This is a genomic window from Roseomonas sp. WA12, from assembly GCF_054165765.1.
In genome coordinates, this window is the sequence record NZ_JBSTUI010000003.1 from 99,122 (window position 1) to 114,877 (window position 15,756).

Annotated in this window: 11 protein-coding genes and 2 pseudogenes; 8 read left to right on the forward strand and 5 right to left on the reverse strand. The window is 63.2% G+C overall.

Annotation, left to right across the window (positions count from 1 at the left end; translation table 11 throughout):
• Window positions 1-16 precede the first annotated feature (16 nt).
• Together ACVBD7_RS26345 and ACVBD7_RS26350 are read left to right on the forward strand one after the other, a co-directional pair.
• On the forward strand, window positions 17-883 hold the full coding sequence (locus ACVBD7_RS26345; RefSeq protein ID WP_458098482.1) for an SDR family NAD(P)-dependent oxidoreductase: 867 nt from the start codon (window positions 17-19) through the stop codon (window positions 881-883).
• A 132-nt stretch (window positions 884-1,015) separates the two neighbouring features.
• Window positions 1,016-1,963: an SMP-30/gluconolactonase/LRE family protein gene (locus tag ACVBD7_RS26350; protein ID WP_458098553.1), complete on the forward strand. Its 948-nt coding sequence runs from the start codon at window positions 1,016-1,018 to the stop codon at window positions 1,961-1,963.
• 448 nt (window positions 1,964-2,411) lie between these two features.
• Here the strand turns inward: ACVBD7_RS26350 and ACVBD7_RS26355 are convergent, their stop codons facing one another.
• Entirely contained in the window at window positions 2,412-3,944 is a 1,533-nt protein-coding gene (locus tag ACVBD7_RS26355; protein WP_458098483.1) for a M81 family metallopeptidase, read from the reverse strand.
• 202 nt (window positions 3,945-4,146) lie between these two features.
• Between ACVBD7_RS26355 and ACVBD7_RS26360 the strand changes: the two genes are divergently transcribed.
• Window positions 4,147-4,647, forward strand: a complete 501-nt coding sequence (locus ACVBD7_RS26360) for a hypothetical protein (RefSeq protein WP_458098484.1) — start codon at window positions 4,147-4,149, stop codon at window positions 4,645-4,647.
• Window positions 4,587-5,508: pseudogene (locus ACVBD7_RS26365) on the forward strand (IS5 family transposase). Before ACVBD7_RS26360 ends, ACVBD7_RS26365 begins: the two are co-directional and overlap by 61 nt.
• A 179-nt stretch (window positions 5,509-5,687) precedes the next feature.
• Here ACVBD7_RS26365 and ACVBD7_RS26370 read toward each other — a convergent pair.
• Window positions 5,688-6,866 (reverse strand): alpha/beta hydrolase, encoded by a 1,179-nt coding sequence (locus ACVBD7_RS26370; protein ID WP_458098485.1) that lies wholly within the window; start codon window positions 6,864-6,866, stop codon window positions 5,688-5,690.
• Between the two features lie 580 nt (window positions 6,867-7,446).
• Window positions 7,447-7,598 (reverse strand): annotated as a pseudogene (locus tag ACVBD7_RS26375) (YrrC family ATP-dependent DNA helicase); the annotation flags it as partial.
• A 37-nt stretch (window positions 7,599-7,635) separates the two neighbouring features.
• Between ACVBD7_RS26375 and ACVBD7_RS26380 the strand changes: the two are divergent.
• The 4 genes from ACVBD7_RS26380 to ACVBD7_RS26395 all read left to right on the forward strand — a co-directional run bounded on the left by ACVBD7_RS26380 (window position 7,636) and on the right by ACVBD7_RS26395 (window position 13,458).
• Window positions 7,636-8,238: an NYN domain-containing protein gene (locus tag ACVBD7_RS26380; protein WP_458098486.1), complete on the forward strand. Its 603-nt coding sequence runs from the start codon at window positions 7,636-7,638 to the stop codon at window positions 8,236-8,238.
• A 221-nt stretch (window positions 8,239-8,459) separates the two neighbouring features.
• Entirely contained in the window at window positions 8,460-9,410 is a 951-nt protein-coding gene (locus ACVBD7_RS26385; protein WP_458098487.1) for an IS481 family transposase, read from the forward strand.
• 645 nt (window positions 9,411-10,055) lie between these two features.
• Window positions 10,056-11,057, forward strand: a complete 1,002-nt coding sequence (locus tag ACVBD7_RS26390; RefSeq protein ID WP_458098488.1) for a hypothetical protein — start codon at window positions 10,056-10,058, stop codon at window positions 11,055-11,057.
• A gap of 484 nt (window positions 11,058-11,541) precedes the next feature.
• Complete coding sequence (locus tag ACVBD7_RS26395; RefSeq protein WP_458098489.1) at window positions 11,542-13,458, forward strand: NACHT domain-containing protein; 1,917 nt, start codon at window positions 11,542-11,544, stop codon at window positions 13,456-13,458.
• 197 nt (window positions 13,459-13,655) lie between these two features.
• On the opposite strand, the gene ACVBD7_RS26400 is transcribed toward ACVBD7_RS26395, so the two are convergent.
• Entirely contained in the window at window positions 13,656-14,870 is a 1,215-nt protein-coding gene (locus ACVBD7_RS26400; protein ID WP_458098490.1) for an MFS transporter, read from the reverse strand.
• 488 nt (window positions 14,871-15,358) lie between these two features.
• The gene (locus tag ACVBD7_RS26405; protein ID WP_458098491.1) at window positions 15,359-15,616 is read right to left on the reverse strand and encodes a hypothetical protein; all 258 of its coding nucleotides are present in this window, start codon (window positions 15,614-15,616) and stop codon (window positions 15,359-15,361) included.
• Between the last annotated feature and the right edge of the window lie 140 nt (window positions 15,617-15,756).

Consider the following 15,756-nt stretch of genomic DNA (forward strand, 5'->3'; position numbering starts at 1 on the left):
GAGGAGAGTTGACAATATGAATCCTCCAGGCGTGAACCACGCCCCCGATGCGCTGGACCCTTGCCGACAAGTGCACCCAGAGACGCTGGGTCGCGGCCCTCGCTCCAGCCGGTTGGCAGGGCGCCGCATCCTTGTTGTCGGCGGCGGCCAGCGTGCGAGTGACGAATCCGATCCGCCGGTAGGAAATGGACGCGCAATGTCCGTGCTCTTCGCGCGAGAGGGGGCATCGATCGCCTGCCTAGACCTAGTCGCTTCTGCTGCGGAGGAGACTTGCCGGATAATCGCGAGTGATGGTGGGCACGCCGCCCCGCTTGTTGCCGATGTGTCGGATCCTGAAGCCGTCTGGCGCGCCATAGCGGAGGCGCAGGGCCTGCTAGCCGGGCTGGATGGCCTGGTGTTGAACGTCGGCGTTTCCAGCCGCCAATCCCTGGACGCGCTGACGGTGGAGGACTGGGATCGCGTATACGCCGTCAACGTTCGCAGCAATATGCTGTTCGCGCAGGAGGGATTGCGCGTGATGGAGCCGGGCGGGGCAATCGTGCTCATCTCATCTCTCGCCAGCCAACGCGCCACCTCACGCAACCCCGCCTACGAATCCTCCAAAGCAGCGCAGGTCGCGCTCGCCCGTAGCATCGCACGCGCCGGGGAGCCGCGGGGCATCCGCTGTAACAGCATCGCACCGGGACTGATGGACACCCCCATGGGTCGTGACGCCAGTCGCAACCGCGCGGATCGCGCCGCGATGGTCCCGTTCGGGCGTCAGGGCACGGGGTGGGAGGTTGGCTACGCCGCGCTGTTCCTGCTCTCCCATGAGGCATCATACGTGAACGGGCACTGCTTGATGGTAGACGGGGGTCTTGGCGTGGGCATCTCGCGCAGCTGAACGTGGGGGAAGGATTGTCGTAGCCCGGATATAGGGAAGACCCCCCTGCAATCCTTGGCCCATCGTTCCCCGGGACTCGGCCGGCAGGCGGGGCGAGGGGTGAAGGAAATGGAGAGAGCGTTGTCGAGCGGAATAGAGACGACATTTCGTGTCGTCGCCGAGGGTCTACGGTTCCCCGAAGGACCGGTGGCGATGCCGGATGGCAGCATCGTGCTGGTAGAGATCGCGGCCGGCCGCGTCACGCACGTTGCACCCGATGGCACCGCGTCCACGCTGGCCCATTCGGGTGGCGGCCCCAATGGGTTGGCACTTGGACCAGACGGTGAGTTGTACTGCTGCAACAATGGCGGCTTCAGCTGGACGGAGTGGAACGGACTGATCCGGCCGCACGGACAGGCCGCGGATTACGACACTGGCCGGATCGAGCGCATCGACCCTGCGACCGGCCGTGTGACTCGCCTGTATGACCGCTGCGGCGAGCACGCGCTGCGCGGCCCGAACGACCTGGTGTTCGACCGCCACGGCGGCTTCTGGTTCACGGACCTCGGCAAGGTGCGTGCGCGTGAGCGCGACCACGGCGGAGTGTATTGGGCGGCCATGGACGGCAGCCGGATTGTCGAGGCAGCCTATCCGGTGCCGGGTGGTGCGAACGGGATCGGCCTCTCGCCTGATGGTGGGACGCTCTACGTGGCGGAGACAGAGACCGCGCGGCTCTGGGCCTTCGAGGTGATCGGGCCGGGCGAGTTGCGCAAGGATGTATGGCCCAGCCCACATGGCGGGCGGCTGGTGGCGCAGTTGCCAGGCTTTCGGCGACTGGACAGCCTTGCGGTAACTGCGGCGGGGAATGTCTGCGTGGCAACGCTTGTCTCCGGAGAGGTCACAACGGTGTCGCCCTCCGGCGAGATCCTCGGCACAGTCGGCTTTCCGGATCTGATGCCCACGAATATCTGCTTCGGCGGTGTCGATCTGCGGACGGCATGGATCACGCTCTCGACGACTGGGCGGCTCGTTTCCATGCCGTGGCGCGAGGCGGGCGCGGCGCTGCAATCGTTCCAAAAGGCCCTCATTAACACATCCTAGAACTTCTCCTGACCGCGGTCTCGCCCCTGTACCACGCTCAAATGCTCGCAACAGGTCGGAAGCGGCCGAGGATTGTGCTCCCCCTATCAGCCGCTTTTCCGGGAGTTCTAGCCGGAAGCGGAACTGCCGCTTCCGGCCAGACCCGGCTGCGGCATCTGCATTCTGATCCTGTCACGCTGCCCCCAGCATTCCTCTCAAGCTCTGGCCACTTTTTCTTTCCCCAGGGCGTAGCCGCCCCCGCCGTGATCAGCGTCATCGATCCCTGGTGCCAACGACATTCAGGGCCTGTTCACGACGCTCGGGGGAGCGCGAAGCTGAAGCCGGCTCGCCTTGCTGTCAGGGCAAGACCACGTCATGACTTTTCAGCGTCCCGTGACACGCGCCGTGACCCTGGCCCCGCGGATCGGGCGGGCCCAGGACTGGATCTTCGAATAACCCTGCTGCCCCGTCACCCCTCCCAGCGCGTCTCCGGATCCAGCGGGTAGACCGGTCGCATCAGCCCGGTGAAGGGCGCCCTCGACAGCACGGGACTCACCATCCCGGGCCCGTCCACCTCCAGGATGCGGTCATCCGTCGCCAGCTGGCCGAATCCCGCGCGGAAATGCCCGCGCGACTTCACCACGATGCAGCGCATCGCCTCCAGTTCCACGCCCATCATCTCCGCCATGGCCGGCTCGTGCCACTGCCGCCGCAGCGAGCCGACGAGGACGAGCATCCCGCTCCCCTCCAACTCCAGCAGCCCCGCCGGCCCCAGGTCGAAGGCGCGCCCCGCATTCGTCCCGCGCCGCCCCACGCCATGCCCATCCGACACCCGCCGCACCACTGCCGGCGCCGTGAACGTCTCCGCGAAGGGCGCCGGCACGCGGTTGAACACCGCCTCGATCCGCGCCCCCTCCCCCGCCGCATGGATGTCCTCCGCCAGCGCCGGGTCGACGAAGACGCCGAGCACCACGTCCTTCGTCGCCGCCCCGTGTAGCGCCGCCAGGATGGCCGAGGTGTTCCCCCCGCCGCCACCGCCCGGGTTGTCGGCCACGTCCGCCAGGATCATGCGCGGCCTCGACGGATCAAGCCCCGTCGCCACCGCCTCCGCCACCGCATCCCCGATGGAGACAAGGTTGATCCGGAAACGCTCGCGTTCCTCCCACATCCTCCGCGCGATCGCCTCCGCCGCGGCCCGCGCCTTCACCCCCTGTCCCGGCCTCGCCGAGGCCCAGACGCAGAGCCCGCATTTCGGGATGTCAGAGTAGACGAACCCACCGGTCACCGAGATCTCCAGCAGATCCGGATCCGCCTCCCGCAGCCGCGCCGCCTCCCGCATCGCCCGCGCATAGGGCAGGTCGCCGCTCGTCAGCAGCGTCACGCTCGGCGCCACCATCGGCAGCCGAATGAAGTGCGTCTCCGGGCGCCCCATTCCCACCAGCCGCGCCCGAATGGCGTCCGCCGCATCCGCCGCCCGCTCGCGCATGTCCACATGCGCGTTGGTCCGGTAGGCGATCAGCAGGTCCGCCAGCTCCGCCTGGCGGTCCGAGACGTTGCAGTGAAGGTCCAGCGTGCCCACGATCGGCACCTCCGGCCCCACCACCTCCCGCAGCATCGCCAGCACCGCCCCGTCCGTGTCCGCCTCCTCCACGGACCGGCTGGCACCGTGCGATCCGACATAGACGGCGTCCACCGGCCCCGACGTCTCCAGCCGCCGCCGCGCGATGGAGAGGAACTCCGGGAACAGCCCCGGCTCCATCATCCCGCCCGGTGGCGCCGCGATGACGATCAGCGGCACCGGCTCCCAGTCCCCGGTCGCGTCCATGCGTCCGTAGAAGCCCGGAACCTCGGCCGGCAGCCCCGTCACGGCCGCGCGTCCACCTTCGGTGATCGCCTCACCCTCCGCCCAGGAGAGCTGCTCGAAGTCGCGCCGCGTCGTCAGCGGCGCGAAGGCATTCACCTCCAGGTGGAGCCCGAGGACGGCGACGCGCGGCTTGGGCAAATCAGGCCTCCGTGTTGAGTGCCTGGAGCCTCCACCCCTCCCGGCGGGCTGTCGAGCCTGGAGGCCCTCCCAGCCAGCCCGTGCAGCCACAGCCACTTCTCCTTCCCCAGGGCGTGAGCCCCGCCCCGTGGTTAGCGGGACGTGGCCGCCGTCCATGGCGAAGCCGGGTGGAACTGGGAGGAGCATCAGGGTGGGGCCGACCATGAGCGGCGACCCGCAGCACGAGGAAGCCGTTCCCGGCGTTGTAGTAGGTGACCCGCTCCACCAGCCCGGCCGAGCCGCGGTCGGGCTGGAGACAGGCGCGGGGGCGTACATGCGGGAGAGATGGTGCCTCCCGGCGTTCCGGGCGAGCATGACCCGGGGCGCCGAGCCGGAGCTGCTCCGTCCCCTCCTTCGCCACTACCGGGACCTCTTCCTGACCCACCTCGCCTACATCGACAGCAGCAACCTCTTCATCGAGGCCCAGAAGGTCAGCGCGGTCGCCCGCGGCATGGCCAGGAGCCTGCACGATGCCCGACAGCGGGGTATTCTCGACTTCGAGTACCGCCTGGACCTCTACCGCCTCATGGCCTTGCTGACCTGGGCGGAGGCGCCGGTCAGGGCCGTCCTCTTCGGCAGCACCACGGACACGAACGAGGGCGTGTGGCGGCACGCGGCCCCGGCTACCGGACGCGGAACTGGCGTGAGTACGACCGGGGGCTGATCTCCTGTGGGGATCTGACGGTGTGGATCTCGCCAGGCCTGGCCTGGCACGCCGCCGAGGGGACAGGAAAGCGAGGTCGGCCGCAGGTCTTCACGGATGCTGCGATCCAAGCGGTGCTGACGCTGAAGGTGCTGTACCAGCCCCCATTGCGGGCGGCCCAGGGCATGGTGGGAGGCCTGATCCGACTTGGCTGGGCTGGACTGGCGAACACCTCACTACAGCACCCTCTCCCGACGTCAGAAGGACCGCACCGTCATCATCCCCTACCGCCCCCGGGGCGGGCCACTGCACCTCGTCATCGACAGCACTGGGCTCAAGGTGCTCGGCGAGGGCGAGTGGAAGGTCAGAAAGTACGGCGCCGACAAGCGCCGGATCTGGCGCAAGATGCACCTGGTGATCGACGCGGATAGCCACGAGGTGCGGGCCTTCGAGAGGACCGACCACCGGCACGGGGACGGCGAGATCGTGCCGGGCCTGCTGGCGCAGTTACCGAACGCCGAGCGGATCGGCGTCATCAGCGGCGATGGGGCTTACGACACCCGCGGCGTCTACGAGGCCTTTGCGGCCCGCCAGGCCGACTTGGTCGTGCTACCGCGCCGCAACGGCAAGCCGTGGAAAAGGCGGACCACCGGAGCAACCGAGCGGAACAAGACGCTGCGTGCGATCCGGCACATCGGGCGGCGGCTCTGGAAGCGGTGGAGCGGCTATCATCAGCGTAGTCGGGCCGAGACCGCCATGTCACGCCTCGAACGCCTGTCAGCTCGTGATCCCGCCCGCCCGGTCGCTCAGGTGCAGATCCGCTGCGCCTTCCTGAACACCTTCAACGCCCTCGGTATGCCCCACACAATCGCCCGCGCCTGATCAGGACATTAAAGACCTAACCGCGTCCTCACACTAATTTCTGCAACAACGCCCTCGCAATCTGTAGAAAGCTCACGAGGCCCTCCAGCTCTTGCCTTGATCAGCGTCGGCCGATCGGTTGCGATGGCTAGTGTCGTTCACCGGGCCAGGTTGCCTCCGAACGGCGCAGGCGACGGCGTCTAGCCCGGCTTACTATTTGTCCGCGACTTCGATCGCGCGTATGACTTCACAATGCAGTAGCGCTGCGTCGCAGTTGGCGTCCGCGCGGTGACAAGCTCCTGCCTCACACCTTGCAGGACCTGCACGACATCATCGCGCACCGCCGGGAAAATGCGGTAATACTGGTGGCTCTGGATGTCCTGCGTCGGGTCGATGACATCGGTCACGTCGATGGCTGTGATCTTGTCGCTGATCGACCCCATGTTGTCAGGACCGTTCATGCCCAAACGTGGCCCATTGAACTTGGTGAACCGGCTGAGGGTCGACAAGATCCAGTCGCGGTCCGTGTGATACACGGTGACCCGCTTGGCGAGCCGCGGCAGGTACTTCATTTCCCTCACATCGTCGAAAGCATCCTCGTCCTCATCGCCGGCGGCAAGGATGACCTCCTCGAAGGTTCGCCGTAGCCGGTTCGGATCGGCGCTTTCGGTCGGCAGGGCGGTGAGCGCCGGCAATTCCATCCCGTTTGCACTGTCCTGGGACCCCGCCGGGAGCGCGTATTCCCGGGGCGGCGATGCCGGGGCGAGCAGCAGTGCCTGGACGGCGTGTCGCAGAGCGAAGACGCCCATGCTGTGCGCGATGAGGTGGATCGGCTGACGGCACACCTGTGCTGGGTCGAGCTTGTCGACGTATTCAAAGAGGATGCGCATGCAGCGCGCCATAGCCACGCCGGACGCCCGGGCATTCTCCCGGTCGTGGATGTAGTCGGTATACGGGAGCGGTAGGGGACCGATCGTGCCGCGCGACGGCCAGCTGAACACGAACAGGTTCAGGTCGATGCCGTAGAAGTCGCGGATGGTGCCGGCCCGCTCCAAGGCGTCCTGGAAGCTGTTAGAAAAGCCGTGGATGAGCACGAGGGTTGGCTTGCCGCCGTCCTTCATATCCACTCGCAGCTTCTCAAAGATGGTGGCGCTGCCCACCACGATAGCCGGACCGGTGAGCTGCTCGTCCTCTACGTGCAGGGAGCCTTCCACGTAAGTCGGTTTGCCGCCTGTTACCTGAACCCGAGCACTTCCGAAGCGGATAGTGGTGCCGTCGATAGGGCCCAGGTCGGAGGAAAAGCCGGTAATAGGCTCGCCTGCGCCTGCGGTGATCGGCATGCGGTTTGTGGCGAAATAGACTGTATAGGTTCCCGCCACCGACCGCGCCCTCGCCTCACTTTGCCTTAGAAAAAACGATAACGGAACGACGCGCAATAGTCGGGGCGGTTCCTGCCGCTTCGTCTCGGGTGCGTGCCGGAGTGCGTCCGGTTCATCGCCCAGGCGGCGCTATGGTTCAGAATGGGGCGGAGGCGTCACCGCCTTGCTCTATGCAGGGTCCGCCATGGGCAACAAACAGTCTACGGCTAGGGTGGTCCCGAACCATGGCATGGAGGCAGCGGTCGATCTCGTCCGCCGCGTGTTCCCCGCCCGCCCCCGTGACCGCCGGCCATGTCCATGCCACCGGCCGCACTGGCTGATGGCGGGCATGATCGACACGGCGTCTTACCTGGGCTTCTAATGGAAAACGGGTCTGGGCGCAGTCGGCCTGGATGTCGCCTTTGCGATCTGCCAGCTGAACGCGGCTCGGCCAGCGCACGTCCCTAGTGGCGGCATCTTCCACGCTCTCCTGCCCGGCGGGCTACTCGCCTGTCTGTATTTGGCCGGACTGCGAGGCAAGGCGGTCCAGGACCATCGCTGGAGCTGAGGTCTGCCGCCCTTCGCTAGAGCCGCGGCTGCTGGCCGCGTGCCCGACCACAGTCACGGGGCCTTATGCCCGCGCGCCTCAACGCGAAGCACGAGGAAGCCGTTCCCGGCGTTGTGGTAGGTGACCTGCTCCACCAGCCCGGCCGAGCCCCGGTCGGGCTGGAGACAGGCGCGGGGGGCGCACATGCGGGAGAGATGGTGCTTCCCGGCGTTCCGGGCGAGCATGACCAGGGGCACCGAGCCGGAGCTGCTCCGTCCCCGCCCTCGCCACTACTGGGACCTCTTCCTGACCCACCTCGCCTACATCGACAGCAGCAACCTCTTTATCGAGGCCCAGAAGGTCAGCGCGGTCGCCCGCGGCATGGCCAGGAGCCTGCACGATGCCCGGCAACGGGGCATTCTCGACTTCGAGTACCGCCTGGACCTCTACCGCCTCATGGCCCTGCTGACCCAGGCTGAGGCGCCGGTCAGGGCCGTCCTCTTCGGCAGCACCACGGACACGAACGAGGGCGTGTGGCGGCACGCGGCCGGGGCCGGCTTCGAGCTGGTCACGGTAGAGCGGGGCTTCTCGGGCAAGGAGAAGCGGGTGGACACGAGCCTGGTGACGCGGCTGTGCCGGGACGCCTACCGCTTCGCCAACCCGCGCCAGGACTGGATCACGCTGGTAGCGGGCGACGGCGACTACGAGCCCGCCGTGACGCAGCTGGTCGCGGACGGCTTCCCCGTCACGGTGCTGTACTGGTCCCATGCTGGACGCGAGCTTCGAGAGGCCGCGACAGCCTTCCACCCACTCGATAACTACATCGGGGACCTCGCCCTCGGCTAACGCTGGACCAAAGTCGAAAGGGGTGGCCGTCCGGATCCAAGGATTTACGGACAGCTGGTGAAACTAGAGCCAGAGGCTTTGAAGGGCGGCATTCGAGACGGGGTCGGAAGGGGAGGGATTGGGGCCTGACAACGCTGTCCGGTCGAAATGGGGCCACTCTAGGGGTGTTTGGTCCCAGGGTGTGGTGGTACGTTTGACCACCATGCTGCGAGGGACGCGCTATGGGCCAGGTTCTTCACGGCTGCGCCCGCACGACGGAGGCGGTTCGTCGCGCGATCCAGCTACAACAAGAGAGCGTAAGGACCCTGGCCCGGCGCTTCGGCGTCAGCCCCACCACGGTCCAGAAATGGCGCAAGCGGGCCACCACGGCCGATGCCGCCATGGGGCCAAAGGAGCCCCGCTCCACCGTCCTGATACCCGAGCAGGAGGCTATTGTCGTCGCCTTCCGTCGGCACACCCTGCTGCCGCTGGACGACTGCCTCTACGCCCTCCAGCCCACCATTCCGCAGCTCACGCGCTCGACCCTGCACCGCTGCCTGGAGCGGCACGGCATCAGCCGCCTACCCCAGGTCGGCGGGGACAAGCCTGCCCGGCAGCGTTTCGCTACCTATCCCATCGGCTACTTCCACATCGACCTTGCCGAGGTCAGCACCGAAGAAGGGAAGCTGCGCCTCTTCGTGGCCATTGATCGCACCAGCAAGTTCGCCTTCGTCCGCCTAGTCCCGAGCGCGGGCAAGATGGAGGCTGCTGAGTTCCTGCGCGAGCTGATCGAGGCCATCCCCTTCCGCATCCATACCGTGCTGACCGACAACGGTGTGCAGTTCACCCCGCGCAAACAGGACATCTGGGACACAGAGCACATCTTCGACCGCGTCTGCCGCCAGCACGGCATCGAGCACCGGCTGACCAAGATCAATCACCCCTGGACCAATGGTCAGGTCGAGCGGATGAACCGCACCATCAAGGACGCCACCGTCAAGCAGTACCACTACGACACCCACGAGCAGCTGCGGTCCCACCTCCAGCTCTTCGTCGATGCCTACAACCATGCCCGTCGGCTCAAGACCCTGCGCGGCCTCACACCCAACGAATTCATCCACCAAACATGGACGAAAGAGCCCAAACGCTTCAGGCTCGATCCTTCACACCACACCCCGGGACCGTACACCTAGGAGCCAATGCAGTTCAGACCGCCTCGATGCATGAGCTCCGCCCGTCTAAATCTGTTCCTGACGGCACAAACCACCGGCGCCGAAGAGAGCACGGAATGTGCCGCTAAGCGCCCATAGCGGCGGTTCACTCGTCCTCTTACGTCGCCCGAATGCAGCAGTTTCATCGGCGGTAGCAGCCAAAGGCGTTTAGGAATGCTTGTTTCTGAATGTCTCTTCCGCAAGGCCATGGCGCTGCCTGGCATTCTGGTTCGCGTTCCTAGAGGCGAGCACGGCGTTGCCATTCGGTCTCCACGAAGTTTCGAATATAATAGCGGTTCAGGGAGTAGTTGGTACGTTCCAGACTGAGCGGTCATCCATCCCTACGCAAGTCCCGGGTGTACTCTATCAACCGCTCTGTGAGGAACGGCGGAGGCCGTTCCTCACAGAGTTTTCAGGCATCATAGTGTCGGCCATGCTACTTGAGTTATTAGGCGTCTCTCTGCGCGAGCGCCGGTAGGCAGGTCGGGTCCTGTCCGCGTGCCTTGGACCAGCTTTAAGCATACCAAATGAGGGCAGGAGACCTTTCCCGCTCTGCCGGATGACGTTGGGTCAGCAATCATCTGCAGGCGACTGGGTAGCCAAGAGGTTCACTGAAAGGGGAATTTGATGATTGAGCTTTTGACAAGCCAAGAAGAGAGTGACCGTGCGTTTCGGTTGTGGACTAGTGCAATGCTCGGTGGCGGCTCGCTTCGCGGTTATGGCTGGATCATTGAGGGCAAGGGTATCGTCTTTACGAACTACGGTCATGGTGACCCCGGAACCATCACAAACCAAGTGATGCTGGGCGCCGACTCAAGTTTCGGCAGTGGTATTGTCAAGATTGTACAGCCGGATACGTTCAAAGCAGACAAAGGCAAGCTGACAGTCATCGGGCGCGACGAAGGCAGGCTGCTCTTACTACGAGAAGGTTGGCTAAGAAAAAACGCTCTCTCGAGAGAGATTCGGAGCGAATTTGCTTTTCTCTCTGAACTTTCGCCCGTTCCCGTAACTGTCTCCGGCGTCACGTCAAAACGCCAGTGGTTCGTTGTAGCTGATCTTAGTGCCAGCCCGGCAGAAATTGTTGAGCAGACTGCTACATTTGCGTTGGCGTGCGCGAACGCGCGATTGAGAGCGGGCGGAGGGAAAACGGAAGCAGCAAAAGAAGAACCTTACAGCTTGGGCATGGACGAGAAGGGACGCGTCGTCTTGGTCGAACGTCATGGCCGCAACAGCGAGGTCTGTGCGTTGCAGGGCTACGTTTGGGAGGCACTCAAGCAGCAGATTGGGGAAAAGCTGACCAAACCTACCAGAGGCGGCTTTGCCGTGGACGGCATGATTAAAGCAGCGAATTTATTGATTGAGATAAAGACCGGAATAGTTGCGCATGATCTTTACGAAGCTGTGGGACAGCTCAAACTTTATCCGTTTTTGATTGGACTCGATCCGGGACTTGAACCGGTGATGCTCTTACCCGACACAGATCCGCTTAAGCCCGACATGGCCGCCGCACTCGATGCCGCCACCGTGAAAATATACACTTACTCTGTTGGGCGTGGTAGCAGAAAGCCAGTTATCACATTTTCTGAAAAATTTCTTAAGCGCTGCAAAATGCAAATACCTGAAGCATAGAACCGCGCTGGTAGGGCGCGCAGGGCCCGCTGCGTCAACGATAGCTGTGCTGCACTCCACGCCTTAAAGCTGCATACCTGCTATCGGCCAAAACCCGACCATGTCGGCTCAGCGCCCAGCTCCGACAAAAAAACCAGGAGGAACTCCCCGAAGGCAGTCATTAATTCGTTGCGGACTTTGGGCCCTAGTGGTCTGGAGCAGTTTCAAGACAAGTGAGCTTCCCACATGAGCAGGATGCTGGTTAAATCCGGCCTGCTTCGTCCACCGGTCGAGCGTGTTTATTGACCGTGCATTACGGCCGTTCCCCTATAAGCAGCGGAGTTGATTCTTCGGGTGCCAGCCTGTCAGGCTGGCTGGCTGGCTGGTGAGCGTCCATCATGGAGATTTCTCGCCAACTCAGATGCGGAAAAATGTCACAGTTGCAAGCCGAACTCCCAAGCGCCTAGGCTAGGCTACAAACTAGGCTAACAGCGGAGTGTAGGCAGTGGCAATCGATGCAGCGATTACGCCAGCTATTATTAAGTCTAGCGTAGATCTGCTGCTTAAGTTTCTGAAGTTAGCTCGCCTTCCACAGGCTGACCGAGGACCTGACCTCTCGTCTCACCTCAAAGAGATTGAGGCTTGGAGTGCGCGGGTACAGATATTTGAAATGCCAGGTGCGTTGAATACCAGTGAGCGTACAATCAGCCTTGAGATCTCGAACGCTCCGCGGCGTTTCTCACGGGCGTTTGTTCCGATGGAAACCACAGATGAGCTCGGCATACTCGGAAGTGGGCGACATATCGTTTTGTTAGGAGATCCAGGTTCCGGCAAAACGACAACGTTTAAGCGCCTAGTACGGCACATGTTGACTGAAGGAGATCATGGGGACGCTCTCAACTATCCTATTAGATTGATCCTTCGAGACCTAGCGAATGATGCCAATATCTATGTTGCCATTGCAAGATGTCTTGGACTACGCATTGATAGGGTCGAAGACAAAAACGAAAGTGGCGTGAAAGAAACGCGGTATTTCGTTGGTGGTGAACAACTCGAGGATGCTGTGCTGACCGTCTTAGATGAGACTGGTGCATTGCTGCTTCTGGACGGCCTTGATGAGGTAGACACTCAGCTGCGAGCGCATTTGGTCGCAGCACTCAGTGTAATGGCAAACCGGCTTCATACATCGCAGATTATTGTAACCTGCAGGTCTGGCGATTATAACGCAACCGTCGAAGGTTTCGATATTCTTGAGATTATTCCGCTTTCGGATGAACAGATTTTTCAAATAAGCGAAATGACGCTCAGCGACCCCAAAAAATTCCGCGAAGAAATACTTGAGGTTCCGTATAGAGACTTGGCAAACAGGCCCCTATTTCTCATTTATTTGATGGTCATATTCGAAGATCGGAAGCGCTTGCCCGAGCGAGCTGTAGATGTTTACCGTCGCTTCATGTTACTGGCTTTGGAGGAATGGGATAGGCGTCGAGGATTAGTGCGTCGATCGGTGTACTCACAATTCGAAGCTGAGGCTAAGGTGGATTTTCTTGCGCTCTTGGCGTACAGCGTCACCTACGAGGAAGGAAATAAATCTTTTACTGCACAAAGTTTTCATGATTTCTACGAGAAAAACCATGAGCGGTTCAACTTACCGAAGTCTGAAGCTCTACTGGTGGCGCAAGAAATCGAAAGCCACACCGGGATCATTGTTGACGTGTCTCGGGACAGATTCGAATTCTCTCACCTGTCCATTCAGGAATATCTTTGCGCATACCACATCGTGCGTGAGCCAAATTCCGATCGGCTCGCATCGTATCTCTCGGCATACCCGGCGCCAGTTGCTGTTGCAACGGCACTATCCTCGAACCCAAATGCATGGCTTGCAAACGTCTTACTGCATCGCGATAGGCCTCCTGGAGGCCTGTCGAGCGTTCGACTTGTACCACTTCTCGATCGAATTGTATTGGAGAAGCCAAATTTTTTCGTTTCGGAAGAGTTGGGGGCTGTCGGAGTTTATATCTTAGATTCGATTAGTCGACGAAGGATTGTTGATCAAACCGCACCGCTTTCTGACGTGCTTCCACGACTTATGGAGTCTCGAGTATGGCGCGCATCGCTGGCGGCAGTAATCCCTCGTTACAACCTCGATCTGGACGGGTTTTCTGGGGCCGAAATTTGCGTTGAAATAGTCTCGCCAGCGTCGTGGGGCCTGAAGCAACATCCCATCAATCCTAATCTCTACGTCGTGCTGCGCAATCGAGTTGAGTACCGTGGAGATTATCATATCGCGAGAGTTCAAACGGCCATTTGCCCTCGAAATTCATACGAGAACATTGTGCGGGAATTCCAACTGAATGTGACTGCTATGGGTGCATCTGGGCCACCGATGCAGCTCGATCGGGATCTTTACTTTCCTGTTTAGAAAGTTGGCTGGGAGGGCCATGCATCTGACAAAGACAAGGTCAGAGACCATCCGGGAAGGGTCGCCTCCTCGCTGCTGCTTTCCCGAAGGCTTTGTCCAGAAACGGAAGTGCCGATATCGGCCAAACACGGCGATGGCGGCTGAACACCTATGATGAACTCCGATAACTTTTCCTAATCGGGTGCCCTGACTTCATTCTACGCGGCGGCAAGGCGAGTGCGGCTGCGCAACACCAGTGTCGTGATGATCAGCACGTTTGCCATGTTCCAGGCGATGCCGTTGAGGAACGCCGCAGCGTAGCTGCCGGTCGCGTCGAAGATGACGCCGGACAGCCAGCCACCCAGGGCCATCCCGGCGAGGGTCGCCATAAGAACGATGCCGACCCGCATCCCGGCCTCGGAAGCGGGGAAGGTCTCCCGCACGATCACGGCGTAGGACGGCACGATGCCACCCTGGACGAGGCCGAAGAGGGCCGACAGCACAAAGAGCGATGCAAGCCCATCGAAGAACAGGAAGAGCGACAGGGCAGATCCCTGCAGGGCGGAGCCGAGCAGCAGCGTTCGAAGCCCGCCGATGCGATCGGCGATGAAGCCGGATCCCAGGCGGGAGACGATCCCGCAGGCGAGCATCACCGAGAGCATCTCCGCTCCACGCGCGACGCCGTAGCCGAGGTCGCCGCAGTAGGCGACGATGTGGACCTGCGGCATGGCCATGGCCACGCAGCAGGCTATGCCGGCGGCGGCCAGAATGAACGTCAGCCCCCCGCGCGAGAGGCCCAGGGGCCTGACCCCGTCCGAGACCTGTGGTGACGCTCCACCCTGGAACCCTGGCGCGCGCGCCCGCATCATCAGGGAAAGAGGCAGCATCAGCACAAGGCATGTGGCGCCGACGATCAGGTGGGCCGTGCGCCAGCCATGCGCCGAGATCAGCCAGCTCAGAATGGGTGGCCAGACGGCCCCCGCCAGGTAGTTCCCGGACGCCGCGATGGCCACGGCAATACCCCGGCGGCGCCGGAACCAAAGGGAGGCTTCCGCCATCAGCGGTCCGAACACCGCGGAGGACCCAAGCATCCCGATGAGCAGGCCCTGCGCCAGGGTAAAGGCGGTGAAGCTGGGCGACAGCCCCGCGAGGACGTACCCACAGGCCAGGACCACCGTGGCACCCAGCAGCGGCCTCATCGGGCCCAGCCGGTCGGAGAGCTTCCCCATCAGGATGCCGCCAACGCCGGACCCCAGCATGGTGAGCGTGTAGGCGAAGGATGCGGCCCCACGGGAAACGCCGAACTCCGCCTGCAGGTAGGGCAGCGTCACGATGGCGGACCACATGCCCACTCCGCCGACTGTCGAGAGCGCTACGATGACGCAGAGGCGAGCCCAGGCGGTCCGGGAGTCGAGCAGCTGATCTTGGTTCATGTCCGCGCCTGTGCAGCCGGAGACATGTAGCACATAGAAGAGGCTGACCGGCTTGCAGCGCCGCCTGTTCCAGCCCGGACTATCCCTCCTTAAAAATGCGCCCTGAGACAGTGAGGCGGCGCTGCCCCGCAGCGCACGCTGCGAAGCGCGGCGCCCTCCGCCTCGAATGCTCATCTTTGCCCGTTGGCTCAGCGGTCGTCCGGCCATTCGCATGGCGTTGTCAGCTTCCGACATGCGGAAATTGCCGCCCAGGCGGTGCAGGGCCGCTCAAATCGCCGAGCCGACGGCCGATGCTGGCCGTCGTCGGACACCTTCGTCGTCAGCCCCCACCGCCGGCTGTCGGCGGGAGGTCGGCACATCACGCCGCTTTCCTCAGGGCAAGATTCGGCGCGAACTTTCAACCGGCGCGCCGTCCGGGGCCGACCCCACAGCGGCGGCGTGGCGGAACCCGTTGGCAGTTTGCCCGCCGGGATCCGCCCCGGCCGCGTTCAGTCTTTGCGGTGGCCGCGGCCGGACTGGGTCTTCTCGGCGCCGGCCGCGGCGGCGTGGTCCTTCTCCGCTTTGCCGGCCGTGGCGGTGGAGGTGTCGTCGTTCGGAGTGTCATCATCGGCGGCGGTGGATGCAGCCGGCTTGGGCGAGCCGTGGCCGTGCGTGGTCGGCGCCGGCGGCGGCCCGCCCTCGGTCACGTCGGGCGACGACGGCAGGCGGTTGCCTGGCACCAGCGAGCGTTCGTTCTGGTCGCTCATGGGGCGTTCCTCGAGGTTCGTGTTCACGGGTTTAACCCGGGGGACGCGGTGCGAGTTGCGGCACGACCATGGCCCCGAACCCTTACTCAGGGTGAAGGCGGAGGCTGGCCTCGTGACCGAGGCTAGAGCTGCCAAACACT

Bases quoted from the DNA above. Each gene is read 5' to 3' on its own strand.
- ACVBD7_RS26400 (WP_458098490.1), bottom strand. From the start codon at position 14,870: ATGAACCAAGATCAGCTGCTCGACTCCCGGACCGCCTGGGCTCGCCTC.
- ACVBD7_RS26380 (WP_458098486.1), top strand. From the start codon at position 7,636: ATGACCAGGGGCACCGAGCCGGAGCTGCTCCGTCCCCGCCCTCGCCAC.
- ACVBD7_RS26385 (WP_458098487.1), top strand. From the start codon at position 8,460: ATGGGCCAGGTTCTTCACGGCTGCGCCCGCACGACGGAGGCGGTTCGT.
- ACVBD7_RS26360 (WP_458098484.1), top strand. From the start codon at position 4,147: ATGAGCGGCGACCCGCAGCACGAGGAAGCCGTTCCCGGCGTTGTAGTA.
- ACVBD7_RS26405 (WP_458098491.1), bottom strand. From the start codon at position 15,616: ATGAGCGACCAGAACGAACGCTCGCTGGTGCCAGGCAACCGCCTGCCG.
- ACVBD7_RS26390 (WP_458098488.1), top strand. From the start codon at position 10,056: ATGATTGAGCTTTTGACAAGCCAAGAAGAGAGTGACCGTGCGTTTCGG.
- ACVBD7_RS26345 (WP_458098482.1), top strand. From the start codon at position 17: ATGAATCCTCCAGGCGTGAACCACGCCCCCGATGCGCTGGACCCTTGC.